The sequence below is a fragment of the Streptomyces cyaneus genome (assembly GCF_004028635.1).
Classification (GTDB): domain Bacteria; phylum Actinomycetota; class Actinomycetes; order Streptomycetales; family Streptomycetaceae; genus Streptomyces; species Streptomyces cyaneus.
The window spans coordinates 482219-508797 of sequence record NZ_RQJW01000005.1 but is presented as its reverse complement, the minus strand read 5'-3'; the positions used below and the strand labels follow the sequence as shown (position 1 = coordinate 508797).

The 26579-nt window shown below is 69.6% G+C and carries 25 protein-coding genes; 10 read left to right on the top strand and 15 right to left on the bottom strand.

The features are described from left to right. Positions 1–13: 13 nt before the first annotated feature. Together EHO50_RS20870 and EHO50_RS45650 are read right to left on the bottom strand one after the other, a co-directional pair. Entirely contained in the window at positions 14–247 is a 234-nt protein-coding gene (locus EHO50_RS20870; RefSeq protein ID WP_128431958.1) for a DUF7683 domain-containing protein, read from the bottom strand. Next, on the bottom strand, positions 244–3732 hold the full coding sequence (locus EHO50_RS45650; protein ID WP_281288226.1) for a colicin E3/pyocin S6 family cytotoxin: 3489 nt from the start codon (positions 3730–3732) through the stop codon (positions 244–246). The genes EHO50_RS20870 and EHO50_RS45650 overlap by 4 nt, the downstream gene beginning before the upstream one ends. Before the next feature lie 459 nt (positions 3733–4191). Between EHO50_RS45650 and EHO50_RS45130 the strand changes: the two genes are divergently transcribed. The 4 genes from EHO50_RS45130 to EHO50_RS20845 all read left to right on the top strand — a co-directional run bounded on the left by EHO50_RS45130 (position 4192) and on the right by EHO50_RS20845 (position 8655). Continuing rightward, complete coding sequence (locus EHO50_RS45130) at positions 4192–4662, top strand: hypothetical protein (protein WP_246101281.1); 471 nt, start codon at positions 4192–4194, stop codon at positions 4660–4662. Between the two features lie 131 nt (positions 4663–4793). Continuing rightward, positions 4794–6335, top strand: coding sequence for an FG-GAP-like repeat-containing protein (locus EHO50_RS20855; RefSeq protein ID WP_128431956.1), 1542 nt, complete (start codon positions 4794–4796; stop codon positions 6333–6335). 215 nt (positions 6336–6550) lie between these two features. Beyond that, on the top strand, positions 6551–7492 hold the full coding sequence (locus EHO50_RS20850) for a hypothetical protein (protein WP_128431954.1): 942 nt from the start codon (positions 6551–6553) through the stop codon (positions 7490–7492). Positions 7493–7743: 251 nt separating this feature from the next. Further along, positions 7744–8655 carry a hypothetical protein gene (locus EHO50_RS20845; protein WP_128431951.1) on the top strand — a complete coding sequence of 304 codons (912 nt, stop codon included), beginning with the start codon at positions 7744–7746 and terminating at the stop codon, positions 8653–8655. Between the two features lie 21 nt (positions 8656–8676). Here the strand turns inward: EHO50_RS20845 and EHO50_RS20840 are convergent, their stop codons facing one another. After that, complete coding sequence (locus EHO50_RS20840) at positions 8677–11073, bottom strand: cation-translocating P-type ATPase (RefSeq protein ID WP_128431939.1); 2397 nt, start codon at positions 11071–11073, stop codon at positions 8677–8679. A 104-nt stretch (positions 11074–11177) separates the two neighbouring features. Beyond that, entirely contained in the window at positions 11178–11468 is a 291-nt protein-coding gene (locus EHO50_RS20835) for a DUF2530 domain-containing protein (protein ID WP_128431936.1), read from the bottom strand. 139 nt (positions 11469–11607) lie between these two features. On the opposite strand from EHO50_RS20835, the gene EHO50_RS20830 reads away from it, so the two are divergent. Continuing rightward, a complete protein-coding gene (locus EHO50_RS20830; RefSeq protein WP_128431934.1) occupies positions 11608–13008 on the top strand; it encodes an NCS2 family permease in 1401 nt (466 codons plus the stop codon). A 60-nt stretch (positions 13009–13068) separates the two neighbouring features. Here EHO50_RS20830 and EHO50_RS20825 read toward each other — a convergent pair whose 3' ends face one another. Next, a complete protein-coding gene (locus tag EHO50_RS20825) occupies positions 13069–13251 on the bottom strand; it encodes a ribbon-helix-helix protein, CopG family (RefSeq protein WP_048581217.1) in 183 nt (60 codons plus the stop codon). 156 nt (positions 13252–13407) lie between these two features. On the opposite strand from EHO50_RS20825, the gene EHO50_RS20820 reads away from it, so the two are divergent. After that, the gene (locus tag EHO50_RS20820) at positions 13408–13845 is read left to right on the top strand and encodes a MarR family winged helix-turn-helix transcriptional regulator (RefSeq protein ID WP_093904463.1); all 438 of its coding nucleotides are present in this window, start codon (positions 13408–13410) and stop codon (positions 13843–13845) included. Positions 13846–13872: 27 nt separating this feature from the next. Continuing rightward, on the top strand, positions 13873–15234 hold the full coding sequence (locus EHO50_RS20815; RefSeq protein WP_128431932.1) for an MFS transporter: 1362 nt from the start codon (positions 13873–13875) through the stop codon (positions 15232–15234). Positions 15235–15247: 13 nt separating this feature from the next. Here the strand turns inward: EHO50_RS20815 and EHO50_RS20810 are convergent, their stop codons facing one another. Next, complete coding sequence (locus tag EHO50_RS20810) at positions 15248–15835, bottom strand: Uma2 family endonuclease (protein WP_128431930.1); 588 nt, start codon at positions 15833–15835, stop codon at positions 15248–15250. A 108-nt stretch (positions 15836–15943) separates the two neighbouring features. Beyond that, on the bottom strand, positions 15944–16462 hold the full coding sequence (locus EHO50_RS20805) for a GNAT family N-acetyltransferase (protein WP_128431927.1): 519 nt from the start codon (positions 16460–16462) through the stop codon (positions 15944–15946). Positions 16463–16487: 25 nt separating this feature from the next. Here EHO50_RS20805 and thpR point away from each other — a divergent pair, with 25 nt between their 5' ends. Then, entirely contained in the window at positions 16488–17060 is a 573-nt protein-coding gene (gene thpR, locus EHO50_RS20800) for an RNA 2',3'-cyclic phosphodiesterase (RefSeq protein WP_128431925.1), read from the top strand. A gap of 105 nt (positions 17061–17165) precedes the next feature. Here the strand turns inward: thpR and EHO50_RS20795 are convergent, their stop codons facing one another. The 4 genes from EHO50_RS20795 to EHO50_RS20780 form a co-directional block, all read right to left on the bottom strand. Further along, positions 17166–17867, bottom strand: coding sequence for a response regulator transcription factor (locus EHO50_RS20795; RefSeq protein ID WP_128431923.1), 702 nt, complete (start codon positions 17865–17867; stop codon positions 17166–17168). Further along, positions 17864–19072, bottom strand: coding sequence for a sensor histidine kinase (locus EHO50_RS20790; protein WP_246101279.1), 1209 nt, complete (start codon positions 19070–19072; stop codon positions 17864–17866). The genes EHO50_RS20795 and EHO50_RS20790 overlap by 4 nt, the downstream gene beginning before the upstream one ends. Before the next feature lie 116 nt (positions 19073–19188). After that, a complete protein-coding gene (locus EHO50_RS20785) occupies positions 19189–20355 on the bottom strand; it encodes an ABC transporter substrate-binding protein (protein WP_128431921.1) in 1167 nt (388 codons plus the stop codon). Between the two features lie 223 nt (positions 20356–20578). Beyond that, entirely contained in the window at positions 20579–21571 is a 993-nt protein-coding gene (locus EHO50_RS20780; protein WP_128431919.1) for an aldo/keto reductase, read from the bottom strand. A gap of 119 nt (positions 21572–21690) precedes the next feature. On the opposite strand from EHO50_RS20780, the gene EHO50_RS20775 reads away from it, so the two are divergent. Next, positions 21691–22665, top strand: a complete 975-nt coding sequence (locus EHO50_RS20775; protein WP_128431917.1) for a nuclear transport factor 2 family protein — start codon at positions 21691–21693, stop codon at positions 22663–22665. Positions 22666–22767: 102 nt separating this feature from the next. Here EHO50_RS20775 and EHO50_RS20770 read toward each other — a convergent pair whose 3' ends face one another. The 3 genes from EHO50_RS20770 to EHO50_RS20760 all read right to left on the bottom strand — a co-directional run bounded on the left by EHO50_RS20770 (position 22768) and on the right by EHO50_RS20760 (position 24648). Beyond that, complete coding sequence (locus tag EHO50_RS20770) at positions 22768–23148, bottom strand: hypothetical protein (RefSeq protein WP_128431914.1); 381 nt, start codon at positions 23146–23148, stop codon at positions 22768–22770. A gap of 77 nt (positions 23149–23225) precedes the next feature. Beyond that, on the bottom strand, positions 23226–23627 hold the full coding sequence (locus EHO50_RS20765) for a hypothetical protein (RefSeq protein WP_128431912.1): 402 nt from the start codon (positions 23625–23627) through the stop codon (positions 23226–23228). Positions 23628–23970: 343 nt separating this feature from the next. Then, positions 23971–24648, bottom strand: coding sequence for an SGNH/GDSL hydrolase family protein (locus EHO50_RS20760; protein WP_128431910.1), 678 nt, complete (start codon positions 24646–24648; stop codon positions 23971–23973). 129 nt (positions 24649–24777) lie between these two features. On the opposite strand from EHO50_RS20760, the gene EHO50_RS20755 reads away from it, so the two are divergent. After that, on the top strand, positions 24778–25749 hold the full coding sequence (locus EHO50_RS20755) for a WD40 repeat domain-containing protein (RefSeq protein WP_128431908.1): 972 nt from the start codon (positions 24778–24780) through the stop codon (positions 25747–25749). A 4-nt stretch (positions 25750–25753) separates the two neighbouring features. Here the strand turns inward: EHO50_RS20755 and EHO50_RS20750 are convergent, their stop codons facing one another. Next, positions 25754–26527 carry a TetR/AcrR family transcriptional regulator gene (locus EHO50_RS20750; RefSeq protein WP_128431906.1) on the bottom strand — a complete coding sequence of 258 codons (774 nt, stop codon included), beginning with the start codon at positions 26525–26527 and terminating at the stop codon, positions 25754–25756. Positions 26528–26579 lie beyond the last annotated feature (52 nt).

Genomic DNA, 26579 nt, shown 5'->3' with positions numbered 1-26579 from the left:
CCCACTGTTCTCGTCAGCCCTCCTCGGGCTCCAGGAAGTACTCGTACTTCTCCAGGTCGAGCGTGATGCCGGTCAGCTCCCGGACGCGCTCGGCGTGCTTCTGCGTCAGCGGATACACGTCGACCAGATGGTCCGCCGGCAGCCCCAGGAGTTCTCCGAAGGCCTCCCCGCCGACGGCGGTGACGTCGGTGATGGCGTCGGGCTGGTCGTCGTCCTTGAGATAGCGGACGACGAGGAGGATCATCATGGCTTCACCTTGTAGTTCGGGTTCGCGGGCTTGGTCTGGGCTCCAGTATTCGGGTCGAACTCCCCAAGGTGCTTGCCGCGCTTGTTGTACTTCTCGACGGTGCCGTGCAGGGAGTCCCACTCGTAGATCTCACCGGACTTGGGGTCCTTCCAGCGCTTGCGGAGCTGGCCCCCGCCCTGCACGGGCGTCTTGCCCTTGACCCGGCCGGCGTTGGGGAACGCCGGCAGGTTGTTCGGCGCCCGCACCGGACCGGTCTGCGCCTTCTGGACCGCGTTGCTCCTGGCCTGCGCCTCGCGCAGCGCCTGGCCCAGGCCGTCGTTGAAGCGGCCGATGCCGTCGGCGGCGGTGAAGCCGCCCCCGACGATCAGGGTCGTGCTCGCGGCGATGGCCGGAGCGCCGGCGAGGCAGCCGATGCCGGTGATGCACAGGGCACCGCCGGCGAGGTCACCGGTCCCGCCGACGCCCATCATCAGGACGCCGGTGCCCGTCTCGGCGAGCCCGGCCCAGAGGTCCGGGTTGGTGAAGATGGCCTCGCCGTAGATGAGGACGGTGTCCGCCTTGTCCTCCAGCCAGTCCGGGACCCAGCCCTCGTCGGGCTTCTCCGCCGGGCCCTCCGGGTCCGGGGCGTTGCGCCAGGCCTCCTCGTTCTTGCGGAACTCGGCCTCCTCCTGGATCTGCTTCGTGACCGCCGTCTGGAAGGCCTCCAGCATGGCCTTGCCGGCCGCCGCCGAGTCCTTGCCCGCGGCTATCTCCGACGCCCGCGCCTGACGTGCCGCGCTCCATGCCTCGTCGGCGGAGCCCCGGGCCCAGTTCGCGGACGCCTGTGCCTGAGAGGCCGAGGTGACGGCCCGGGCCGCCGCCGCATGGGCGCTGGCCTCCGCGGACCGCGCAGTGCGGGCGGAGGCGGCGGCGTTCGCCGCGGACTTCTCCGCCGCCTTGGCGGAGTTGGCGGCGTCGTCGGCGTACCTTTCGGCGGCTTTCCTCGACTCCTCCGCGTCCTTGGCGTACTTCTTGGCGTCCTCAGCGGCCTTACGGGCCTTCGCGGCGACCTCGGCCGCCTCGGCCGCGTTCTTCTGCGCGGTCGCGGCCACGGAATCGGCCTCGGAGATCATCTGCTGCACCAGGGCGACATGGCTCGCCGCGAGCTGGTCCCTGCGCTGCGCCTGGTACTGGCCACGCTGAACGAAGGAGTGCAGCAGCGGCGTGGGACCCTCCAGCGCGATCCGGGCCGCCGCCTTGACCTCGGGGCCGCCGCTGTTGATGAGCTGCGTCGCGCGCACCCGCTCGTCCTCGGTGCGGGCCGCGTACTGGCCGTCGGTGATGAAGGCGCGGAACCGGTCCACGGAGCCTGAGTTCAGCGCCCCGCGCCCCGCTTCCTGGACGCCGGGGCCGCCGTCCGCGATGACCTGCGAGATGTAGACGCGCATGTCCTGCGCCATCGTCTCGTACTGACCGTCCTTCAAGAACGCGTCCACCGCTGCCGAGTTGCCGGTCAGGGCCTTCTCGGCCCCGCCGCGGACAGCCGCCGACGGCGACTCCAGGGCGAGCGTCTCCACCCGGGACCGCTCGTCGTCCCGCGCGGCCTCGGTACGCCCGGAACGGACGTACGACACCACGTCGCCGGCATCGCCGGACAGCGCCTCCTCGGCCGCCGCACGGCTCCAGGGGCCACGGGACTTCAGCGTGCGCAGCGCCACGTCACGGCCCTCGGCGGCCACCCGCTGCACATCGACGTCCTGTGCGGCGGCGGCGGTGCTCAACTGCCGCGCGTCCGCCTCCAGGTCTGCGGACGCCTGCGCCACCCGGTCCTGCGCAGCCTGCTGCCGCTCCTGCTGCGCCTTGAGCTGCTTGGCTCGCTCGACGGCCTCGTTCGTACGAGCGGTCAGCTCCTCGGCCTCGATCTCACGAGCCAGCTTGAACACCGCTCGGGCCTTGTCCACCGCCTTGCTCGCGTTGTCCGCAGCCTCCTTGGCGGCCTTCGCGTGGGCGGTCGACTCGGCTGCCGCGTCCGCGGCCTGCCCGGCCAGATCTGCCGCCGCGTTGGCCGCCTTGGCCGCGTTCTTCGCATGCGTGGCAGCGGATTTGGCCGCGTCACGGGCCTCGTAGGCGGCGGTGGCCGCCTTGCGGGCCAGGCTCTCGGCGGCGTTCGCGGCCCGCGTGGCCTCCGCGGCCTGGGCGCGCGCGGCCCCGGCGGCGGCACGGGCCTCGGCGGAGCTGGCACCGGCCTGGTCCGCGAAGCGGCTGGCGTTTTCCGCGGCGCCGGCGGCGGCGTTGGCGTTGTTGCCGGCGCTCGTCGCGGCCTTCGCCGCGTCCCCGGCCGCGGTCGCGGCGAGACCGGCCTGGTGGGCGGCGTCCGCCGCCTCCTCGGCACCCTTGGCCGCGAGGTTGGCGTCGTCGGCGGCCTTGCGGGCCGCCGACGCCTTGCTTGCGTCCCCGGCCGCGGCGGCGGCCGCCCCGCGTGCCCGGCTGGCGGCCTGGGAGGCGCCGGCCGCGGCTGACGCGGCCTGGGTGGCCGCGTTGGCGGCGGTGCGGGCCGAGTTGTTGGCGGAACGTGCCGCGTCGATGGCCTGCTGGGCCGCCCGGGCGGCCTGGTTGGCCGCGGTGGCCGCACGGGAGGCTGCGCCCGCGGCGCGCACCGAGTCCTTGCGGGCCGCCTCCGTCTCGGCCGCGGCCTTCTGCGCCGCCTCCTTGGCCAGAGCCGAGGCCGCGATGGCCCGCGCCGAGGCGTCCTTGGCCGCCGCCGTCTCCGCCTTCGCCTGGCGTCCGGCCTCCTTCGCCTGGGCGGCGAGCTGGGCGACGGTGGCGCGCTCCTGGTCCCGTGAGCGTGCGACGTACTGGCCGACCTGGAGGAACTCGCGGATGTCGGCGGCGGTTCCGTCCAGAGCGACCCGGCCGGCGGCCCGGATGTTGGAGCCGCCCGTGCTCACGATCTGTACGAGCTGGACCCGCTCGTCGTCCTCGCGCTGGGTGAACTGTCCCTCGTTGAGGAAGGCGGTCATGTCGTCGGTGGTGCCGGCCAGCGCGGCGCGCCCGGCCTTCTGCACGGCGGGCCCGCCCGCGTCGACGATCTGGGCGATGCGGACGCGCTGGTCCTGCTCCAACGGCGCCTTCCAGCCGTCCTTCAGAAACGCCTTCAGATCGTTCTCGTTGCCGGCCAGCGCCTTGCGGGCGGCTTCCTGCAGGCCCTGCCCGCCGATGCTCACGAGCTGGGCGGTCTGGACGCGGTCGTCCTGGTACGCGATCTCGGGTGCGACATCGTCGAGGAAGTGCCGTACGTCGTTGTCGCCACCGGTGAGAACGGCCTCCGCGGCGGCCCGCAGGCCGGGACCGCCCTGCTTCCACAGGTCCAGGACACGGCCGCGGTCGGAGGGCGCGGTGCTCGCCGCAGCGGCGACGGCAGTGGTGGAACCGGTGGAGGAGTCGGCGGCCGAGGCCGGAGCGGGGCCCAGCAGACCGGCGGCGAACGCCATGGGCAACACAGCCACTGCCGTGCCGCGTATCAGGCGTTTTGCTTTCCCGGTGGTATCGAGCTGGTCAGTTCTTCGATTCACTGAGTACCTGTCTCGGTAATCGGCGACGACCCCCGAATAGTGAGTCGCCGAATGGTCGGTGGGTAAGCATAGGCGGGTTCACTCGAAGGGGTGTGGGTTGGCTGAGAGTTGACGGCGGGCGGCTTCATCCTTACTCTGTGACTCGACTTTGCTTTTGCGGTGGGCCTGACCAGCCCGGGGGACCGCGAGCTCTTATCCAACAGGGGGTAAAAGGGGGCCGGTTGCGCGTGTGCGCAACCGGATCATTCGGGCATATCTGGCGACCCTGTGCGGTCGCGGCCCACGCATGTCCACATTTTTCATCGCATCCTGGCGGGGACTCTCGATGCGAGGATCCGCGCCCGAAGGGACTCTTCGGTGCCTTTTCGCGCCCGAAATCTCATTGTTTTCGGAATGGCGGCCGCGTGCATCACGCTGGCTGGAATTTCCGCTGCCTCGGCCGATGATCCGCCGCAATCCCCAGCCGATTCGAACCCGCCTGTCGCGGTCGAGGACTACGGTTATCCCGGTGCCGACCGGATACTTGCCGAGAAGGGAATCCGGCTGAAGAAGGGCGACGGTCGCATTCTCCTGGCCGACTGTGACCCCGCCTCCCAGCAGATGCGGGTGCTCACGCGCAAGGACGACTCCGTCAACCGGGCCGGCACCTACTGCTTCAAGGCGATGGGGAAGACCGGCCGCCTCACCCTGGAGCTCCCCCAGGTCTTCGCCGTAGAGGCGGGCACGGACCACCCGATCCGCGCCGACCTGACCAGCAACGGCCAGACCACCTCGGTCAGCGTCCCCAAGGGCGGGTTCGAGTCCGTCGGCGAGGGGGCCGGCGGCGCTCCGTCGGTCCTGGTCGAACTCCGGGTGACCGGCTGACTCGCTGAGCGGCAGGCCCGCTGAACCTTCACCTGTTCTTCCGCTTCTTCCGCGCGGCCCCGCGCACCGCGGAGAGGCCGGCTTTCTGATTCGAGGGAAACGTGAAAGACGCCCGTCCCCCCAGGACGCGCATGCTGTGGGCCACCGGACTCGCGGCCACCGGTCTGACGACCGGTCTGCTGGCCGCGGCCCCGGCCCAGTCCGTCGTCGGCGACCAGGTCGCGGACGGCACTCACCAGTACGTGGTCAAGGTCCACGTCGCCGACGGCACCGACAATGAACGCGCCTGCTCCGGCACCCTGGTCGACGACCAGTGGGTCCTCACTTCCGCCAGCTGCTTCGCCGCCGACCCGCAGAAGGCGACCGCGCTCACCCGGGGCAAGCCGCCCCTGCCCGCAGTGGTCACCGCCGACGGCAACCAGCCCGTCCCGGGCGTGTCCGAGCTGAAGCAGGGGGTGCGGGAGATCGTGCCCTACCCGGGCCGCGATCTGGTCATGGCGCGTCTCGACGACGTGACCACCGCCGCCGATTTCCTGGACGGCCCGTTCCCTGAGATCACCGACGCCGCCGTCAGCGCAGCCGCGCCCGTCCAGGGCGACCAGCTCAAGGCGCTCGGGTACGGCCGCACCAAGCTGGAGTGGACCCCCGAGCGCGCCCACACCGGTTCCTTCGGCGTGGACCTCGTGAACCCGACGACCCTGGCGATCTCGCCGGCCTCGAGCGGCAGCGCCCTGTGCAAGGGAGACGCCGGCGGGCCCGTGCTCAACGCCAAGGGCAAGGTCGTCGGCGTGGTCAGCGCGTCCTGGGACGGCGGCTGCCTCAACTCCGACGAGACCCGCACGGGGGCTGTGGCCACGCGGGTCGACGACATCGCGGACTGGGTCCAGCGGCTGCGTTTGACCACCCGCCAGAAGTCCATCCAGGACGCCATGACGACCGCGGACTTCAACGGTGACGGCCGCACGGACGTCGCGTCCCTCATGGCGAACGGCACGGTCCAGGTCTTCCACGGCCGACCTGACGGCACGCTGGAGTTCGGCTCACACCTGGGCGGGCTCGGCGTCTCCCGAACGCAGCAGATCCTCGCGGGCAACTTCGATGACACGCCGGGCCTTGAGGTGATCACGGTCTGGGAGAGCGGTGACCTGTTCATCGGGAACAAGCGCGAGCCGTTCCCCATATGGAACAGGAAGAAGCTCTGGACGGACGCCACCTGGAAGGAGCTGCTGCCGGCCGCCGTTCTGCACAGCGCCACTCCGGGACGCGACACCCCGCTGTTCCAGTGGCCGGACGGCTCCCTCTACACCTACAAGAGGGACGCCGACGGCAACCTGGTCAACCAGAAGAAGTCCATGTGGCCGGACAAGACCTGGAAGAAGGAGCGCATCGCCACGGGTGACTTCAACGGTGACGGCCGGGAGGACATCGCGGCTGTCGCTTCCGACGGGGGCTTGAGCCTCTACCCGGGCAAGGCCGACGGCACCTTCGACAAGGCTCGCTCGATGTGGTCCGGCAAGGACTGGACCAGCTATCGCCCGCTGCTGAGCGGTGACTTCAACGGCGACGGGAAGGCCGACCTGGCCTCCGTGGAGGTCAACGGCGACCTGCGCTGGTACGCGGGTGACGGCAAGGGCGCACTGGCGGCCGGCAAGAGCATGTGGCCGAAGGTCTAGCGGCGCACATCCAAGGCACCGTGCGAGAGGGCCGGCTCCGGGTTTCGGTGGCGGCCCTCGCTCGCGCACAAATTCTTCACTGGCCGTACAACCATTCGTGTCCTTCGCGAATCTGATCATCCGAGTCAACAGACTCCCTGATCACTTGGGCCCCGCGAGACGACGAGCCGTAGGGAACGACCAACGCTGGGGCCCTTTCTCCCTATGGAGATCGCATGCGCATTCGTGCCACCGTGGCCGCCGTCTCCGGCGCCCTGGCCCTCTCCGCCCTCGTCGTGCCGGCCGCGCAGGCCGACGGCGCCCCTTCGTACGGCAAGGACGACGTCCAGGCGGCCGTGCAGGCCGCGCGTCAGGCCGACGCCGACGGCCCCGCCCGCAGCACCTTCGCCGCCGAGGACACGGGCACCCCGTACGCCCTGGACGCCACCTTCTCCAACGTGAAGGTCAACAACGGCAAGCCGATCGTCGCCGGCACCACCAACAAGGTGACCGTCCCGGTGACCTACACGGTCACCCACGCCGCGGACGTCGACCTCAACGCGGCCGACACCTGGCTGGACGTCGAGATCTACCGGGGCGAGCTCGGCGACCCCGAGAACGGCAACAGCCTGATCGGCGATGACTGGCCGGTGTGCACCGCGGCTTCCTCCACGGTCGCCACCTGCAAGGGCACCATCGACATCTTCCCGGCCGAGGAGCTGACCAACGCCGACGCCACCACCTGGAAGGCGTTCGGCTACGTCATCGACTGGAACGACCAGGACCCGTTCGGCGAGAACATCGACTTCAACAAGGTCGGCGTCGCCCAGCAGGACAACCTGGCCACCACCAAGCTCCAGCGCTTCTCCAAGCTGACGGTCAACGCCTCCCCGGAGCCCGTGAAGAAGGGCAAGACCATCACGGTCACCGGCAAGCTCACCCGCGCCAACTGGGACCTCGGCTCGTACAAGGGCTACGCCACCCAGTCCGTGAAGCTGCAGTTCCGCAAGAAGGGCTCCAGCACCTACACCACGCTGAAGACCATCAAGACGAACACCTACGGCGACCTGAAGACCACGGTCACCGCGTCCACGGACGGCTACTTCCGCTACTCCTTCGCGGGCACCGCGACGACCCCGGCGGTCAACGCCACGGGTGACTTCGTCGACGTGCAGTAGGTAGCAGGCAGTAGGGCAGTAGCGCAGTAGCGCAGCAGGAACGAAACAGGGCATGCGTCACGAACTTCCCGGCCCCCGCCGGGAGTTCGTGACGAAGCTCACGAAACTTCCGCACCGACCGCACAACCGGAAACCCCCGTCGCCTATCTGATCACATGGGTCAACAGGCCCCACGATCACTCGGGCCCCGACGTGACCGGCAGTGCACGGAACGACGACCAGCGGGGCCCCTTTCCGTACCAGGGGAACGCATGCGCATCAGAGCCACCGTGGCCGCCGTCTCCGGCGCCCTGGCCCTCTCCGCCCTCGCCGTTCCGGCCGCGCAGGCCGACGACTCCGCCGCCGCCCAGCGCGCGGACGTCGCGAAGATCCGCCAGGCAGCGCTCGCCGCGTCCGGCAAGGCCGCGGCCGAGGAGGGCAAGCCGTACGCCCTGAACGTCACCTTCTCCAACTTCAAGATCGCCAAGGCGATCAAGGTCGGCACGACCGAGCACGTCGCGGCCACGGTGACGTACACGCTGACCCACGGCGCGGATGTCAACATCGCCGCCGCGGACTTCATCACCGACCCCTACATCTACAAGGGCTCCTTCGCGAGCCCGGACAACCGGCTCTACGGCAACAAGCCGGCCAAGTGCACTGCGGCCTCGGCGACCACCGCCACCTGCAAGGGCACCATCGACGTCTACCCGGGCGGCCACGAGCTCATCAACTCGGATGCCGGCACCTGGAAGGCCGCGGCCGAGGCCACCGCCCTGAACGGCCAGGACCCGGCGGGCGAGACCTTCGACATCACCAAGACCGGCTACAAGCGCCAGGACGGCCTCGGCAGCACGCTGGTCCAGCGCGCCTCGAAGCTGACGGTCAACGCCTCGCCCGAGCCGGTGAAGAAGGGCAAGACCATCACCATCACCGGCAAGCTGTCCCGCGCCAACTGGGACCGCGGCACGTACAACGGCTATGTCGAGCAGCCGGTGAACCTGCAGTTCCGCAAGAAGAACAGCAGCACCTACACCACGGTGAAGACCATCAAGACCAACGCCACGGGCGACCTGAAGACCACGGTCAAGGCCACCGAGGACGGCTACTTCCGCTACACCTTCGCGGGCACGCCGACGACCCCGGCGGTCAACGCCACGGGTGACTTCATCGACGTGCAGTAGTCACCGCCGGTCAAATCCTCTCTAGGCGGGGAAACGGCGGTCGACCCACTTCCACGTGAACTCCAGGGCGACCGCCGCCCCCGCCGAGATCCCCACCGCGATCCACGGCATCGTCACCCCGACCAGCCGCAGCGCGAAGAACTCCTGCAGCCACGGCACCACCAGCACCAGCAGGAACCCGAGGCCCATCGCGGCCACCAGCGCCAGCCGCCACCAGGTGTACGGCCGGGCGATGATCGCCAGCACCCACATCGAGATCAGGAACAGCGTCAACGTCGCCACGCTCGTCTCGGCATCCAACGCGTCGTCCCCGCTGTAGTAGTGCCGGGCGATCAGATACGTCGCGAAGGTCGCCACCGCGGCCACCAGCCCGCCCGGGATCGAGTACCGCATGACCCGCCGTACGAAATGGGGTTTCGCGCGTTCCTTGTTGGGCGCGAGGGCGAGGAAGAAGGCCGGGACGCCGATGGTGAGGGTGGAGAGCAGGGTCAGATGGCGGGGCAGGAAGGGGTACTCCACCTGCCAGAACACCACCATCAGCGCCAGCAGCACCGAGTAGACGGTTTTGACCAGGAACAGGGTCGCCACTCGCGTGATGTTGCCGATCACCCGCCGTCCCTCCGCGACCACCGACGGCAGCGTCGCGAAGCTGTTGTTGAGCAGCACGATCTGAGCGACCGCCTTGGTCGCCTCCGAGCCCGAGCCCATCGCCACGCCGATGTCGGCGTCCTTCAGGGCCAGGACGTCGTTCACGCCGTCGCCGGTCATGGCGACGTTGTGCCCGTGGGACTGGAGCGCGCCGACCATGTCCCGCTTCTGCTGCGGGGTGACCCGCCCGAACACCGTGGCGTCGTCGAGGGCCGTCGCCATGCCGTCCTTGTCCGGGGGGAGCCGGCGGGCGTCGACCGTCGTACCGGTCAGCCCGAGCTTGCTCGCCACCGCGCCCACGGACACGGCGTTGTCCCCGGAGATCACCTTGGCGCGGACGTTCTGCTCGGCGAAGTAGCGCAGGGTATCGGCGGCGTCGGGCCGCAGCCGCTGTTCCAGTACGACGAGGGCGGCGGGCTTGGCACCGTCGACGACGTCGGAATCGTCGAGGTCGCGGCCGGCGCGGGCGAGCAGCAGGACCCGTAGGCCCTGTTCGTTCAGCCGATCAGTTTCGGCCAGGGCGGGATCGTCGGCGGGGAGAAGGACATCCGGCGCGCCCAGCAGCCATGTACTGGCCTCGCCGTTGCCCTCGCTGAAGGTGGCGCCGCTGTACTTGCGGGCGGAGGAGAAGGGCAGGGACTCGGTGCAGCGCCAGTCCTCGGCGTCCGGGTAGGCGTCGATGATGGCCTTCAGGGAGGCGTTCGGGCGGGGGTCGGACTCGCCGAGGGCGCCGAGCACCCGCCGTATGTACTCCTCGTCGCTGCCGCCCAGAGGCCGTAGCTCGGTGACATCCATGCCGCCCTCGGTGAGGGTGCCGGTCTTGTCGAGGCAGACGGTGTCGACGCGGGCGAGGCCCTCGATGGCGGGGAGCTCCTGGACCAGGCACTGCTTGCGGCCGAGGCGGATGACGCCGATGGCGAAGGCGACCGAGGTGAGGAGGACCAGGCCCTCCGGGACCATGGGGACGATGCCGCCGACGGTGCGGGCGATCGAGTCGTCGAGGTCCCTGTTCTTCACGGTGAGCTGGGTGATGATCAGGCCGATCGCGGCCGGGATCATCATCCAGGTCACGTACTTGAGGATGGTGGAGATGCCGGAGCGCAGCTCGGAGTGGACGAGGGTGAAGCGGGAGGCCTCCTCGGCGAGCTGGGCGGCGTAGGCCTCGCGGCCGACCTTGGTGGCCTGGAAGGCACCGCCCCCGGCGACGACGAAACTGCCGGACAGCACCTGATCGCCCGGCCGCTTGACGACGGGGTCGGCCTCCCCGGTGAGCAGTGACTCGTCGATCTCCAGCCCGTCCGCCTCGACGCACACCCCGTCCACGACGGCCTTGTCACCCGGCCCGATCTCTATCAGGTCGTCGAGCACGATCTCCGAGGTACTGACCTCGGCGGCAGCCCCGTCCCGCCGCACGGTGGGCCGCGCCTCACCGATCACGGCGAGCGAGTCGAGGGTCTTCTTCGCCCGCCACTCCTGGATGATCCCGATGCCGGTGTTGGCGAGGATCACGAAGCCGAACAGGCTGTCCTGGATCGGCGCGACGCACAGCATGATGACCCAGAGCACGCCGATGATCGCGTTGAACCGGGTGAAGACGTTGGCGCGGACGATGTCGGCCATCGACCGGCTGCTGCGCACCGGAACGTCATTGATCTGCCCGCGTGCCACCCGTTCGGCCACCTCGGCGGCGGTCAGCCCGCCCGTCGCCACCGGGGCGGCGGCGGGGTGCACAGGGTTGTCCACTTCGGTGCCCGCGTCGGCATGCGTCATGCATTCGACGGTACGTGCGGATTTACGGCTTCACCCGCCGAGTGGGCGGAAGTTCCGACCTGGGGAGGACGGGGAGTCGTGCCGTGGTTGTAGGGCGCGGCACCTCAGGACGACTGAGGTTCGCCGGTCGTTTCCCGGGGCCCCGCCGAGGTGGCCGCCGCCCGCTTGATCGCCGCGTCGCGCCTGCGGACGTACCAGATGCCGATGAGCCCGAGGCCTCCGCCGGCCAGGCAGGTCCACACCCACCAGGTGTGCCCGTGGTCGTCGAACCAGCCGTAGAAGGGCAGCTGTACGACGAAGAGGACGAACCAGAGGATGGTGCCGCCGGTGATGGTGGCGACCACGGGGCCCTCAAGGGGCTCCGGCGCCTCGTGCTTGGGGGTCCACTTCGCCATGGGGGACAGCTTACGAGGCGATCGGATCCCGATCGGAACTGCTCGGATCTACGCGCGGAGATAGCCGATCCCGGCTTTATATGTTCATACTGAAACGGTTTATGCCTGACCACTTCTCATCGTAGGAAACAACAAAAGCATGCCCGCCCAAGGCGCACTCGACCGCTTCTTCAAGATCTCCGAACGCGGCAGCACGCTGCCCCGTGAAATCCGCGGCGGTCTCGCCACCTTCTTCGCGATGGCCTACATCATCGTGCTGAACCCGATCATCCTCGGCAGCGCGAAGGACATGTACGGCCATCAGCTGGACAACGGACAGCTGGTCACCGCGACCGCCCTGACCGCGGCGTTCACCACGCTGCTGATGGGCGTCATCGGCAATGTGCCGATCGCGCTCGCCGCCGGACTCGGCGTGAACTCGGTCGTCGCGCTCCAGCTCGCGCCCCGGATGTCCTGGCCGGACGCCATGGGCATGGTGGTGCTCGCCGGCTTCGTGGTCATGCTGCTGGTCGCCACCGGTCTGCGCGAGCGCGTCATGAACGCCGTGCCCTACAGCCTGCGCAAGGCGATCTCCATCGGTATCGGCCTGTTCATCATGCTGATCGGCCTCGTCGACTCCGGCTTCGTCTCCCGCATCCCGGACGCCGCCCAGACCACCGTCCCGCTCCAGCTCGGCGGCGACGGTCACCTCAACGGCTGGCCGGTCCTGGTCTTCGTCCTGGGCGCCCTGCTCACCCTCGCACTCATCGTGCGCAAGGTCTCCGGCGCGATCCTCATCTCCATCGTCACGATGACCGTGCTCGCCGTCCTCATCGAGGCCGTCGCGAACGTGCCGTCCTGGGGCCTGACGACCCCCAAGTGGCCCGGCAACCCCGTCGCCAGCCCCGACTTCGGCCTGATCGGCGAGGTCAGCCTGTTCGGCGGCTTCGAGAAGGTCGGCGCGCTGACCGGCGTCCTGTTCGTCTTCACGGTCCTGCTGTCCTGCTTCTTCGACGCCATGGGCACGATCATGGGCGTCAGCGACGAGGCCAAGCTGACCGACGCCCAGGGCCAGATGCCCGGCATCAACAAGGTCCTCTTCGTCGACGGCCTCGCCGTCGCGGCGGGCGGCGCCAGCTCCTCCTCGGCCACCACGGCCTTCGTGGAGTCCACGGCCGGCGTCGGCGAGGGCGCCCGTACCGGATTCGCGAACGTCGTCACCGGCGCGCTCTTCGGTGTGGCGCTGTTCCTGACGCCCGTCGCCACGATGGTCCCGTCCCAGGCGGCCACCCCGGCCCTGCTCGCGGTCGGCTTCCTGATCCTGGCGAACTCCGTCAAGGAGATCGACTGGGCCGACTACACGGTCGCGATCCCGGCCTTCGTGACGATGGTGATGATGCCGTTCACCTACTCGATCACCAACGGCATCGGCATGGGCTTCATCACCTTCGCGGTGCTGCGCCTGGCCGCCGGGCGGGGCCGCGAGGTGCCGGTCGCGATGTACGTCGTGGCGGCGGTGTTCGGCTTCTACTACCTGATGCCGGCGCTGGGCCTCACGTAAGTCCGGGTCTCACGTAAGCCCGGGTCTCACGTAAGCCCGGGTCTCACGTAAGCCCGGGCCTCACGTGAGCCCGTAGAACTTCTCGGTCTCCTCGACCGCGGACTGGAACCGCTCGTCGAAGTCATCGCGGATGAGCGTCCGGACGACGTAGTCCTGGACGCTCATTCCTCTTTTTGCCGCATGCTCTCGGAGTCGTTCGAGCAGCTCGTGGTCTATCCGCAGGCTGAGCACGCTGGTCCCCATGAACACGAGGGTCGCGGCACTCTTCGGTGCGGTGTGTCACGTTCCGGTGCCGGATCACCCATATGAGTGATGTGGCGATTCAGTGGCCGGGGTCACGGGCAGCCATACGTGTTTCCGGGTGGTCTTTAGCGAGAGTAATGAGTTACGCTAATGAACATGTCGGACCTTACCCATGGCGACGACGCTGCCGCCGTGAACTCTCTGCGCTCCGCCGTGATGCGGCTGTCACGCCGGCTCAAGCACCAGCGGGTCGACGAGTCGCTGAGCCCCACCGAGATGTCGGTGCTGGGCACCCTCTCCCTCTGCGGCAAGGCCACCCCCGGTGAGCTCGCCCGCAAGGAGCACGTCCAGCCGCCGTCGATGACCCGCATCGTCGCCCTGCTGGAGTCCAAGGGACTGGTCCGTCTGGAGCCGCACCCGGAGGACCGGCGCCAGAAGGTCGTCACGAAGACCGAGCAGGCCGAGGCGATGCTCGAGGAGAGCCGCCGCAAGCGCAACGCCTTCCTGGCCACCCTGGTCGAGGGTCTCGACGAGGACGAGTGGGCGAAACTGCGCGCCGCCGCCCCCGTGCTGGAGAAGCTCGCCCATCTGTAAGCCGTATTCGCGAGGAGGCGAACACTTTTGAGTTCGGGATCCGGAGCAGCTTCCGCCCCCGCACCAGACACCTACGACTCCGTATCCGCTCCCAAGACCCGCAAGTCCTCGATGTTCAGCTCGCTGAAGGTCAGGAACTACCGCCTGTTCTTCCTCGGTCAGGTCGTCTCCAACACCGGCACCTGGATGCAGCGCATCGCCCAGGACTGGCTGGTGCTCGGCCTCACCGGCTCCGCCACCGCCGTCGGCATCACGACGGCCCTGCAGTTCCTGCCGATGCTGCTCTTCGGTCTCTACGGCGGCGTCCTCGTCGACCGTCTGCCCAAGCGCCGCACGCTGCTCGTCACCCAGACGTCGATGGCCCTCACCGGCATCGCGCTCGCCGTCCTCACCCTCACCGGGCACGTCCAGGTCTGGCACGTCTACCTCGCGGCCTTCGCCGTGGGCCTCGCCACGGTCGTCGACAACCCGGCCCGCCAGTCCTTCGTCTCCGAGATGGTCGGCCCCGACCAGCTCCAGAACGCGGTCAGCCTCAACTCGGCGAACTTCCAGTCCGCCCGCCTGGTCGGCCCCGCCGTCGCCGGCCTGATGATCACCGGTGTCGGCACGGGCTGGGCGTTCCTCGCCAACGGCCTGTCCTTCGTCGCGCCCATCGCCGGACTGCTGCTGATGCGGGCGCGTGAGCTGTACGTCGTCGAGCGGGCCCCGCGTGGCAAGGGGCAGCTGCGGGAGGGGCTGCGGTATGTCGCCGGGCGCCCGGAGCTGATCTGGACCATCGCGCTCGCCGGGTTCGTCAGCACCTTCGGCTTCAACTTCCCGGTCTATCTGTCGGCCTTCGCCGACGACGTCTTCCGCGCGGGTGCCGGCTCCTACAGCCTCTTCAACACGCTGATGGCGGTGGGCTCCCTTGCGGGCGCGCTGCTCGCGGCCCGGCGCGGTACGGCCCGGATGCGGGTGCTGATCGCGGGGGCGGTGGCCTTCGGCGCCATGGAGATGGTGGCCGCGCTCGCGCCCTCCCTGTGGCTGTTCGCCCTGCTCATGGTCCCCATCGGCATGTTCGGCATGACGGTGAACGTCACCGCCAACAGCAGCATCCAGATGTCCACCGACCCGGTCATGCGGGGCCGGGTGATGGCCCTGTACATGATGGTCTTCATGGGCGGCGCCCCGCTGGGCGCCCCGATCGCCGGCTGGATCACGGACGCGTACGGCGTCCGGGCGGGCCTGGCAGTGGGCGGGGCGATCACGGCTGCAGCGGCCGTCACCATCGCCCTGCTGCTGGCCCGGGTCGGCGGACTGCGGCTGACCGTGGGGTGGAACCAGGGGCATCCGCATGTTCGGTTCGTGCCGCGGCAACAGCGGGAGGAGCAGTTGACGACGGTGGCGTAAGGGCGCTCGACGGTCAGTCGCGGGGGAACTCGTCGGTCTTGAGGACCAGGCCGACACCGGTCCGGCTCAGGTCGATGTCCTCCCCGAAGGAGAAGCTGACGTCGCTGTGGTACTTGCCGTCCTTCGGCAGGGTGTGCAGATGCCACTCGCCGGTGTACGGGTCCACGATCAGGTACACCGGCACTTCGGCCGCGGCGTAGGCGTCCTTCTTCGGGCCGTAGTCGTTGGCCGCCGTGTCCTTGGAGATGACCTCGGCCACGAATTCGACGTCCTGATAGCGCCAGCGGCCCCTGCTGTCCTTCACCGACCGCTCGGCCATGGCAGCCAGGTCGCAGGCGAAGCCGTTCAGATTCCCGGGGAAGTCGATCCGCACGTCCGATGCCAACCGCTTGCGGGGGTACTTGGCGCGCAACTGCTCCGCGATGTCGAAGATGATCTCCCAGTGGTTCTGCCGCTGCGGCGACATGAAGATGTTCCCCCCGACGATCTCGACCTTCGTTCCCTCGGGGATGGGCATCTTCTCGAGCCACTCGAACAGGACGTCCAGAGTCAGCTCGCCGCATTCCTCGGCCATCTCGATCCTGTCTTCAAGGACGGTCATCGTGGCGCTCCTCCCCGGCCGCCCTTCGCACAAGTGCGGCCGCGCAGTACAACGATACGCACGGTGACCGCGTCACGTGTGGCCATGGTCACGCTCACGGCCCAGTCATCAGACCCGCCGCGCCAGCACCTGTCCCGGCCAGTCGTCCTTGCCCGTGTACGTCTCCGTGCGGACGAAGCCGTTGCTCTCGTAGTAGCGGACGAGTCCGCCGTCGTCGCCCGCGTAGCAGTCCACCCGCAGCAGCGAGACGCCCGCGCGCCGGGTCTCCTCGGCGGCGTGCGCGAGGAGGGCGCTGCCCACGCCGTGTCCCTTGAAGCGGCGGTCGGAGGCGAGCCAGTGGATGTAGCGCTCGGGCTCGCCGGGCGGCGGGAGGTGGGCCAGGTAGGCGCCGGGCGCGTCGGTGAGGGTGAGGGTGGCGGCCGGCACGCCGTCGACCTCGGCGATGAAGACGCTGCCCTCGTCCATGTTCCGGGTGACCGACTCCACCACCCTCGGGTTCTCGGACAGCGGCTTCGTGCCCCATTGCCCCGGGCGCCCCTGCGAGACCAGCCACTCCACACAGCTGTCGAGCATGCCGAGTATCGCGGGCATGTCGTCGGGCCCGCCCTCTCTGATGGTGATCTCCATGCCGTCATGGTGCCAGGCTGGACCCATGAGACTCTTCGCCGCCGTGCTGCCGCCAGAGGACGTCACCCATGAACTGGCCGCCGAAGTCGCCGAGTTGAAGAAGCTGCCGGGCGCGCAGGGGCTGCGCTGGACCGGCCGCCCCGGCTGGCACTTCACCCTCGCCTTCTACGGCGAGGTCGACGACGATCTCGTACCCGACCTGTCGGCCCGCCTGGAGCGCGCCGCGCACCGCACGTCGTCCTTCCCGCTGGCGCTCAGTGGCGGCGGGCAGTTCGGGCACGGGCGGGCCCTGTGGGCGGGCGCGGAGGGGGACCTGGCGACGCTGGGGCTGCTGGCGGACCGCAGTGAGGCGGCGGCGCGCAAGGCCGGGGTGCCGATGGGGGAGCACCGGCGGTACAAGGCCCACCTGACGGTGGCGCGGAGCCGGGACGCGGTGGACGTACGGCCGTATGTCACGGCCCTCCAGGCGTTCACGAGCCTCACGTGGACCGTGGACGAGCTGGTGCTGGTGCGCAGCAGGCTGCCGAAGTCGGGGGTGGCGGGCGAGCAGCCCCGGTACGAGGCGGTCGCCCGCTGGCCGCTCGCAGGGGCCGGTTAGGCTCGGTGACGTGGACCCGAAAACCCGGAACCGGATCATGGCCGGTGCGCTTGTGTTGATGTTCGCGCTGGTGGCTGTCGCGGCGGCGCTCGGACGGTAGACCCGTCAGATGACTTCGATCAGCCCCAGCCGGACGGCTTCGCTGACGGTGGCGGCCCGGTTCTCGGTGCCGAGCTTGCGGTAGATCCGTACGAGGTGGGTCTTGACCGTCGCCTCGGCCAGGAACAGCGCGCTCGCGATGGCCCGGTTGCTGTGTCCCTGGGCGAGGAGCCGTACGACCTCGATCTCCCGCCCGCTGAGCACCGGCCCCGGCTCGACCGCGTGCCCGACGACACGGGCGGCGGCCTCCGGTGCCAGGGCCATGCCTCCGGCCGCCGCGGCGCGGATCGCGCGGAACAGTTCGTCGGGCGGCCCCGCCTTGAGGACGTAGCCGCGGGCGCCGGCTTCTACGGCCCGCAGGACGTCGGCCTGGCTGCCGTAGCTGGTGAGCACGACGACCCGGCTGTCGGCGCGGGCCGCGAGGATCCGGCGGGTCGCCTCGATGCCGTCGATGGCGTCGACGGGGTCCAGGCCGCCGATGTCGGTGACGCCGGTGCGCGGCGGGCCCGGGTCGGTGAGCCGGAGGTCCATGAGTACGACGTCGGGGCGCAGCCGGGTCACCAGGCGTACGGCGTCGGTGCCGTCGCCGGTCTCGCCGACGACGTCGAAGCCGGGTTCGCCTTCCAGCAGGGCGCGCAGGCCCGCCCGTACGACGGTGTGGTCGTCCACGATCAGGATCCGCAGCGGCGGAGCCTCCGCCTCGCTCATCGGGCGCCGACCGGCACGCGGTCCTCGGCCGGCAGGGCCGCCCGCACGCGGGTGCCGTGGCCGGGCGCGGTGTCGACGGTGAGTGTGCCGCCGAGGGCGCTGAGCCGCTCGCGTGCTCCGGCCAGCCCGAATCCGCGGCCGGCGGCCGTCGACCCGAGGTTCGACCGCACGACGGCCGGGTCGAAGCCCACTCCGTCGTCGCGGACCTCGACGGCCGCCGTCGTCCCGCCGCCGTAGCTCAGGGTGACGTGTACGTGCGTGGCACGCGCGTGTTCGCACGCGTTGGCGAGGAGGCCCTGCGTCACCCGCAGCAGGGCCACGGCCTGCTCCGTGGGCAGGGCGCGCGGGGCGTGCTCGGCGCTGAAGGAGATCCTGGGTGCCTCGGCGGCACAGCCCGTACGGGCGCTCAGCTCACGCAGCGCCGCCTCCAGGCCGTCCCGGGCCAGGACGGGCGGGGTGAGGTCGTCGATGATGCCGCGGGTCTGGGCGAGATGCTCGCCGAGCGCGTCGGTGACCACCCGCACCTGCCGCCGGGCCGCGTCCGGGCGGCGGTCCCAGTCCCGTTCGGCGGCTTGCAGGAGCATGCGGCTGCCCGCGAGTTCCTGGGCGAGGGTGTCGTGCAGGTCGCGCGCGATGCGGGCCCGTTCGGTGAGCCGCCCGGCCTCGCGTTGCCGTCGCGCCAACTCGCCCCGGGTGTCGGCCAGTTCACGCGTCAGGCGCTGCTGGTTGCGGTAGAGGACGGCGGTGGCCCAGACGGCGGCGATCGGCGGGGCGAGTACATCGGGGTCGGCTCCGCCGCAGGCCCGCACGAGGACCGCCACCAGCAGTGCCGTGACGACGCCGAGTGCCACGGCGCGCAGCGTGCGGGTGGGCATCCGCACGGCCAGGACGGCCAACGGGACGGCCAGCCACGCGTAGGCGGACGTGAGCGGGGCCGGAAGGGTCCAGGCGACCCAGGACCACAGCGCCAGCAGCGTCCCGAGCCAGACCGGCCGGCCCGCGCCGCCCAGCCGGTCCCACCCGGCCAGCCCGGCGACGTACAGCAGGGCCAGCGCGGTGGTGGGTGGCGCGATGGACCAGCACAGCTCGTTGTTCAGCTCGAAGAGCCGTACGAGGGTTCCGGCGACGACGACCAGGAACACCAGATGGGGGAGGTGCCGCGCCGACATACGGGGCCGGCGTACGGCGGGAAAGAGGGCGGGCACGACGGTGGCTCCCTGGACGGGCCGAACGGGACTCGGCGATGCCGTCAGGAGTGTAAGGCGTTGCCGGTGTGACCGTTGTAAGGACCACCAGGGAAGGAGCCGCCGTCGGCCGGGCCTCAGCGTCCCGGGTGGAGGCCCAGCCAGCCCGGCGACGGGTCGCCCTTCACCTCACCGAAGTACAGCGCGAAGGTCTGCTTCAGCCGCTCGATCGCGGCGCGGTCCTCCATGAACCGCGGGAAGCCGTCCACATGGGCGTCCGGGTTCTCCCACACCGGCTTCAGGCCGGGGGACGGCGTGACGTCCGTCCGCACCGACCAGCCGTTGAAGCTGGCCTTCTGGCGCTCCTCGGACAGCATCCAGTTCAGATAGAGCTTGGCCGCCGTCGGGTTGGCGGCCTGCTTCAGGATCGCGGCCCGCTGCCCCCACGCCATGAAGGGGTGCCCCTCGGGCACCACCCACTTCGTCACGGTCGACGTGGAGACCGGGCTGCCGGATCCGCCGACCCCGATGACCTTCTGCTTGCCGTTGACCGCGAGACCCGGCGTGTGCGAGCCACGCGCGAACTGGGGCTGCTGCGCGGCGAACTTCGCCACCCAGTCCCAGCCGTACGTGCGCTGGTAGAGGGAGAAGAGGTAGAGCACCGCGTCGTCGTCGTGCGGGTAGGAGGAGGCGATGGCGCCCTTCCAGCGCGGGTCGACCAGGTCCTGCGGGGTCCTGGGCGCGTGGGTGCCGGCGGCCTGGATGTCGTACAGGAAGCTGAAGCCGATGACCATCAGCGCCGTCCACGCGCCGTCGGGGTCCTTGAACCCCTTGTGCACCTTGGAGAACCCGGCGGGCTTGTAGGGAAGCAGCCGTCCCTGCCGCTTCCAGCGGGTGAAGTCCTGGAGCGTCTGCAGCTGTACGACGTCGGGGACCAGGGTGCCGGTCGCGAGCTGGTTGTCGACGCGGACGTCGTGGTACTTGCTGTAGTCCACGACGACCGTCAGGTCGATGTCGGGGAAGCGGTCGGCGAAGCCCGCCCGCACGCCGGCTGCCTGGCCGTCGACGTCTCCGCCCTGGTAGAGGACGAACTTGCCGCCCTCGGCCACCGCCGCCCGGTACAACTCGTCGAGCGAGCGGGTCTCTTCGCGGACTCCGAGGCCGGACCGGAGGGCATCGGCGGTACCGGCCTGCGAGCCCGACGTGGCGGCCGACGCGGTGGACGCCGAGACCGCCGCGGCACCGCCGAGCGCGACACCGGCCCCCGTGGCGAGCAGTCGGCGCCTGCTGAAGTCCCTGGACATGGGGGGTCCTCCAAACTTGTGCGCCGCCACGTCCGTTACGCGGCGGCGCGGCAAGTCTGCCGACGGGAGGCGTTGCTCCGCGTCGTCCACCCGCTGGCTTCCTGTTCAACCGTTCGATGGAACGGCGCCCTGGGAAGCAGGCGTCACCAGGCAAAAGCCTCCGTGGACGGCCCGGGACCTGGGCTGTGCTTTCCCGGGGGGCAACCCCCGGACCCCCGGCAGATCACCAGGCGAAGGCCTCCGGAGAGGGCCCCGGCCCCGGGAAGATCTCGTCCAGCCCCGCCAGCAGTTCTTCGCTCAGCTCCAGTTCGGCCGCCCGCAGTGCGGACTCCAGCTGCCCGGCGGTGCGCGGGCCGACGATCGGGCCGGTTACGCCGGGGCGGGTGAGCAGCCAGGCCAGAGCGGCCTCGCCGGGCTCCAGGCCGTGCTTGTCGAGCAGGTCCTCGTACGCCTGGATCTTCGCGCGTACGGCCGGGTCGGCGAGGACCTCGGCGGCTCGACCGGAGGTGCGCCGTGCGCCCTCGACCTCCTTCTTGATGACGCCGCCGAGCAGTCCGCCGTGCAGCGGCGACCAGGGGATGACCCCGAGGCCGTAGTCCTGCGCGGCCGGGATGATCTCCATCTCGACGCGGCGCTCGAAGAGGTTGTAGAGGCACTGCTCGCTGACCAGGCCGATGGTGCCGCCGCGGCGGGCGGCGATCTCGTTGGCCTGGGCGATCTTGTACCCGGGGAAGTTGGACGAGCCGACGTAGAGGATCTTGCCCTGCTGGATCAGCACATCGATGGCCTGCCAGATCTCCTCGAAGGGAGTGGCGCGGTCGATGTGGTGGAACTGGTAGACGTCGATGTAGTCGGTCTGCAGCCGCTTGAGCGACGCGTCCACGGCGCGCCGGATGTTCACCGCCGACAGCTTGTCGTGGTTGGGCCACGCCTCGCCGTCCGCGGCCATGTTGGCGTAGACCTTGGTGGCGAGGACGACCTTGTCGCGCCGCTCGCCGCCCTTCGCGAACCAGTTGCCGATGATGCTTTCGGTACGGCCCTTGTTCTCGCCCCAGCCGTACACGTTCGCCGTGTCGAAGAAGTTGATGCCCGCGTCCAGCGCCGCGTCCATGATCGCGTGACTGTCCGCTTCGTCGGTCTGCGGACCGAAGTTCATGGTGCCGAGGACGAGGCGGCTGACCTTGAGTCCCGTGCGTCCGAGTTGCGTGTACTTCATGGCCCTCAGCCAACGGCTTGGAGCGCGCTCTATGCAAGCGATCTTGACGCTAACCGCTGGTTAGTGCTTTCCTTTGGTTAGCACTAGCTTGAACTTTCAATCTTTGGAGAGAGAGCGTCGTGACCCCCACCCCCACCTCCCCTGCCCGCAGGGCCCTCGTCGCCGCACTGGCCTCGGCCGCCCTGCTCGGCGCCGCCGCCGTGCCGGCTGTCGCCGCCGCGCCTGCCTCCGCCACCTCCGCCGCGTCCGCCGCTGCCTTCGCCGGTCACTCGGATTCCTTTGCCGGTCACTCGGACTACGCGCGCCTCGGCTACCAGAAGGCCGTAGCCGTCCGTGTCCTCAAGGGCGTGTTCGAGCAGGGCGACACCGAGGTCGTGGACCGTTTCGTGCGGTCGGACTACATCCAGCACAACCCGCTCGCGCCGGACGGCGCCGAGACGCTGAAGAACCTGGGTGTCTCGATCCACCAGCAGTTCCCGGACTTCCGGTACGACATCAAGCGGGTCATCTCCGAGGGCGAACTCGTGTTGGTGCACTCCAACGTGGTCGCGACGCCGGGCGCGCGGGGGCAGGCCGTCTTCGACATCTTCCGGTTCCAGGGCGGGAAGATCGCCGAGCACTGGGATGTCGGTCAGAACGTGCCGGAGTCGTCGGCCAACGGCAACGACATGTTCTCGACCGAGAGTTGGCCGCGCACCGAGCAGCCGGGCCCGGCCTGGCTCACGGCGTACAACAAGAAGCTGGTCACCAAGGCCTTCGACCAACTCCTCGTCCACAAGGACCTGTCCGCCGTCGACCGGTACTGGGGTTCCGAGTACCACCAGCACAACCCGACGATCGCCGACGGAGTGGAGGGCGTGAAGTCAGGGCTGGGCGGCTACTTCGAGGCGTTCCCGCGGCTGACGGTCACGCCGAAGCGGGTGATCGCCGAGGGCGACCTGGTGGCGGTGCACAGCCACTATGTGAACGTGCCCGGTGAGCGGGGCATGGCGGTCGTCGATCTCTTCCGGGTGCGGAACGGGAAGATCGTCGAGCACTGGGACGTGCTGCAGGACGTGCCGGAGACTTCGGCGAACGACAACGGGATGTTCTAGAAGAGGACATGGGTGCGGGGTGACCCTTGCGGCCACCCCGCACCCCATTTCCGGCCGGTTCCGTCCTGTTCCCTAGCGGATCAGTAGTGGATCAGTCGTGGATCAGTCGTGGATGGTCACACAGGCCTTGCCCCGCGGGTAGTTGGACCAGCTGGCGCACGCCTTGGTGCCGTCCCTGAAGGACTTGTTGACCGTGATGGGGCCCCAGGAGAACTCCCGGGCCCTGCAGATCTTGCCGCTGGTCTTCTTCCAGGAGCCGATGGTGATGGTGGCCTTGCCACAGTCGTCGGCGTGATTCTTGGTGAGGGTGGTCTTGACCGTCTTCACCTTGAGCTTGGTGCCCGTGACGGATATGCACTTGGATCCGCTGCTGCCCGGATTTCCGGTGCAGCCGCTGCCCGAGGCGTATGCGGGCGGCGACATGGACAGGGCTCCGATCAGACAGGCCCCGGCCATGATGGCGGTACGCGTGCGATTGAGCACGTCAACTCCCCCTTGGTGCAATTGAGTTGCTCGGTCGGAGTCGACGCTAATGATCGGTGATCTTACCCGGCAAGTTGTTATCGCCGCTTTTCACTGTTGCTGCACAATGTGTTGAGCACGGGCGGCGTTCCGTCGAGATACCAGCGCTTTTCCGTTTCGACCACCTGCCAGGCCGTGCAGGTTCCGGGGCCGTCGACCACGATGAAGGTCGCGTCCGCGGACTTTTTAACCGCTCCTCGGGAATTATTTGCGGCCGTTTTACCGAGCCGATCCAGGTAGTTCGCCGCATAGTCGTCGGCGACGCTGTCCTCGGCGAACAGCAGCTGGAATTCATCCGCGTCCTGGCTGTGCAATGCCGTTACGGTGTGCTCTTCGAGGGCATTCAGGTTCGGGGCTCCACCTGGGGGCTCGTTGTTGATGCTGACGACAATGGTGGTGAGCCATCCCACGAGCAGTGCCCCACCGATCCAAATGCCCAAGCGGCCCTTCCTCATCGGCGCACCTGCTCTCTGCGTCTCGCTTCTCTGATCAATCTGATCAACGTGAGGGAAGCGTAGCTCGGACAATGGGCTCCTGTTCCGGCTGTCCCCCGTGGCCGGGTGGGGAGGCCTCCCGCGCAGAACCGGGGGAGAGCCGGGGCGAGTTACGGCGATTACGTCCGTAGCGTCGAGATCCATGGAGCGGATGAACCCCACGCGCCGAAGCGCCCTCGCGCTCGGCACCGCGGCGGCGGCCACGCCATGGCTCGGGTCGGCCCCGGCCGCCGACGTACCGTGCGGCGGACGTGGGTTTCTGAGGGAGGCGTCGTCAGGCGACCAACCGTCAGGCGACCTCGTACGGCTCGCCCAACCCCCACGCCTGATACATCGCGTCCGCGAAGGCCTCCGCGATCTTGTGCTCGCCGCTCGCGTTCGGGTGTGTGCCGTCGTAGGTGTCGAGGTGGATGTCGTACGACGAGGGAGGGGAGGCCAGGAGCAGGGGCGAGCGTGGCTCGTCCAGGTCCGCCACCGCCTTCGCCAGCAGTTCGTTGAAGCGGGTGACCTCGGTGGCGAAGGGCGCGTCCGATGCGGCGCGGACATTCGGGATCACCGGCAGCACGGCCATCCGCACCTTCGGGTTCGCCGCCCTCGCCGCCGCCACGAACCCGCGTACGTTCTCCGCGGTCTGTTCGGCGTTCGTGTAGAAGCCCAGGTCGATCAGGCCCAGCGACACCAGCAGCACATCCGCCCGGTGCGCCCGCACCGCCTCGCCGATCAGCGGGGCCATGTGCAGCCAGCCCTCGCCCCAGCCGGCGAGGTGGGCACGGGGGAAGTCGGGGTCGGCGTACTCGTACGACGTGGGCGCGTCCAGCGCCTTGTCGTACAGCGTCTCGCGCGGGCCGACGAGGGCGAAGGGGCCGCCGTACGTCTCACGCAGGTGCTGCCACATGCGGTAGCGCCACGTGTGTTCGCCGGCGCTGCCGATGGTCATGGAGTCGCCGACGGGCATGAACCTGAGCATCCGCTCATGATGGACGATCGCTACCGATAGGTAGGGGCGGCTGGGGTGTGAAGCCTGACACGCCCTGAACGGTTCACCCCGCTGCCGACCCGGCCTCCGAACCAGCGGGCCGGATGGCAGGCTTGGGGCATGCGCCGACCGATCGCCCTTCTCGCCGGATTCTTGCTCGCGGGCGCGTGCGCCCTGCCCGCCTCCGCCGCCGACGGCGACGAGGACTTCACGATCAAGGACCCGCGCATCACCGAGTCCAGCGGCCTCGCCGCGTCGCGGCAGCACCCCGGCATCTACTGGACGCACAACGACCAGGACAAGGGCGCCTACCTCTACGCCGTCGACAGCAGCACCGGCGAGACGGTCGCGACGATCACCATGACCGGCGTGGGAACCCCGCGCGACGTGGAGGCGATCGCCATGGGGCCGGGGAACGAGATCTACGTCGGCGACATCGGCGACAACGACGGAGTGGAGTGGCCCTATGTGTGGGTCTACCGGCTGCCCGAGCCGAAGACGCTCAAGGACCAGACCGTCCGTGCCACGCAGTACGTGGTGAAGTACTCCGACGGGCCCCGCGACGCCGAGTCCCTCGTCGTGCACCCCAAGACCGGGCGCGTCTACATCATCGACAAGCAGGAGGACGGCGGGCACCTGTACGAGTCGCCGGCCAAGCTCTCCGCCGGCGGAACGAACGTCTTCAAGCCCATCACCCCGGTCGACATGTGGGCCACCGACGCCGCCTTCTCCCCGGACGGCGAAACGCTCGCCGTGCGCGGCTACTTCGGCGGCATCGCCTACGACTGGAACGGCGGCAAGCTCAAGCGGCTGGAGCGCATCAGCGTGCCCCTGGGCCAGGGGGAGTCCCTCTCCTACTCCACCGACGGCACGAAGATCATGCTCGGCAGCGAGGGAGCCAACAGCAACGTCGTGGCGAAGGACGCCCCCGGGGATGCCGGTTCCTCCGACTCGTCGGCCGATGGCGGGAGTTCGGCCTCCTCGGACGACGGCGACAGCGGCCGGACCGGCGACCTCAAGGTCGGCGCCATCGCCGTGCTCGTCGCCTGCGTCGTCGTCTTCGGGTTCCGGCGGCTGGTGCGCCGCAGGTGAGCGGTTACGGCGCCGGGGGTGATGTCTCCCCGCGCCGGGCGACGAAGACCTCAAGGCCGTCCAGGATGCGTTGCAGTCCGAACTCGAAGTGGTCGAAGTCGGGGCCCCAGGTGTCCTCGTCGAGGGAGGCGAGCAGGGGGTAGCGGCCGGAGGCCATGATCTTCTCCAGCATGGGTGCCTGGGCCTGCCAGAACTCCGTGTCCGTCAGGCCCGTCCGGCGCTCCGCCTCCCGCTGGTACAGCTGGGTGCGGGCGGCCCCGACGACGTACGCGTCGATCATGATGATCGCCGAGACCAGCTCGGGGTCGGTCAGGCCCATCGGCTTGATGCGGTCGAGCACCTTCTCCATGCCGTCCAGAGCGCTCGGGCCGAGGATCGGGCGGGACTGGTTGACCTGGAGCAGCCAGGGGTGTCGGCGGTAGAGGTCGAGGGTGGCTCGGCCCATGGCCTCCAGGGCCGAGCGCCAGGTGCCGTCGCCTAGGTCGGCCGGGTTCTCGGAGGGGCGCTGGACGCGGTCCAGCATCAGGTCGAGCAGCTCGGCCTTGCCGGGGACGTACCGGTACAGCGACATGGTCCCGGTGCCGAGCTCGGTGGCGACGCGGCGCATCGACACCGCCTCCAGGCCGTCGGCGTCCGCCACCTGGACGGCCGCTTCCACGATCCGGTCCAGGCTCAGGGTCGGTTTCGGCCCTCGGCTGGGGCGCCTGCCCGTGTCCCACAGCAGCTCAAGGGTGCGGGCGATGTCGCCGCTGCCGCTGGTCTCCGAACTGCTCGTCATGGGTGCAGCTTAGTTCCCCGGAAAATAACTGGGTACGCCGTACGCGTAATCG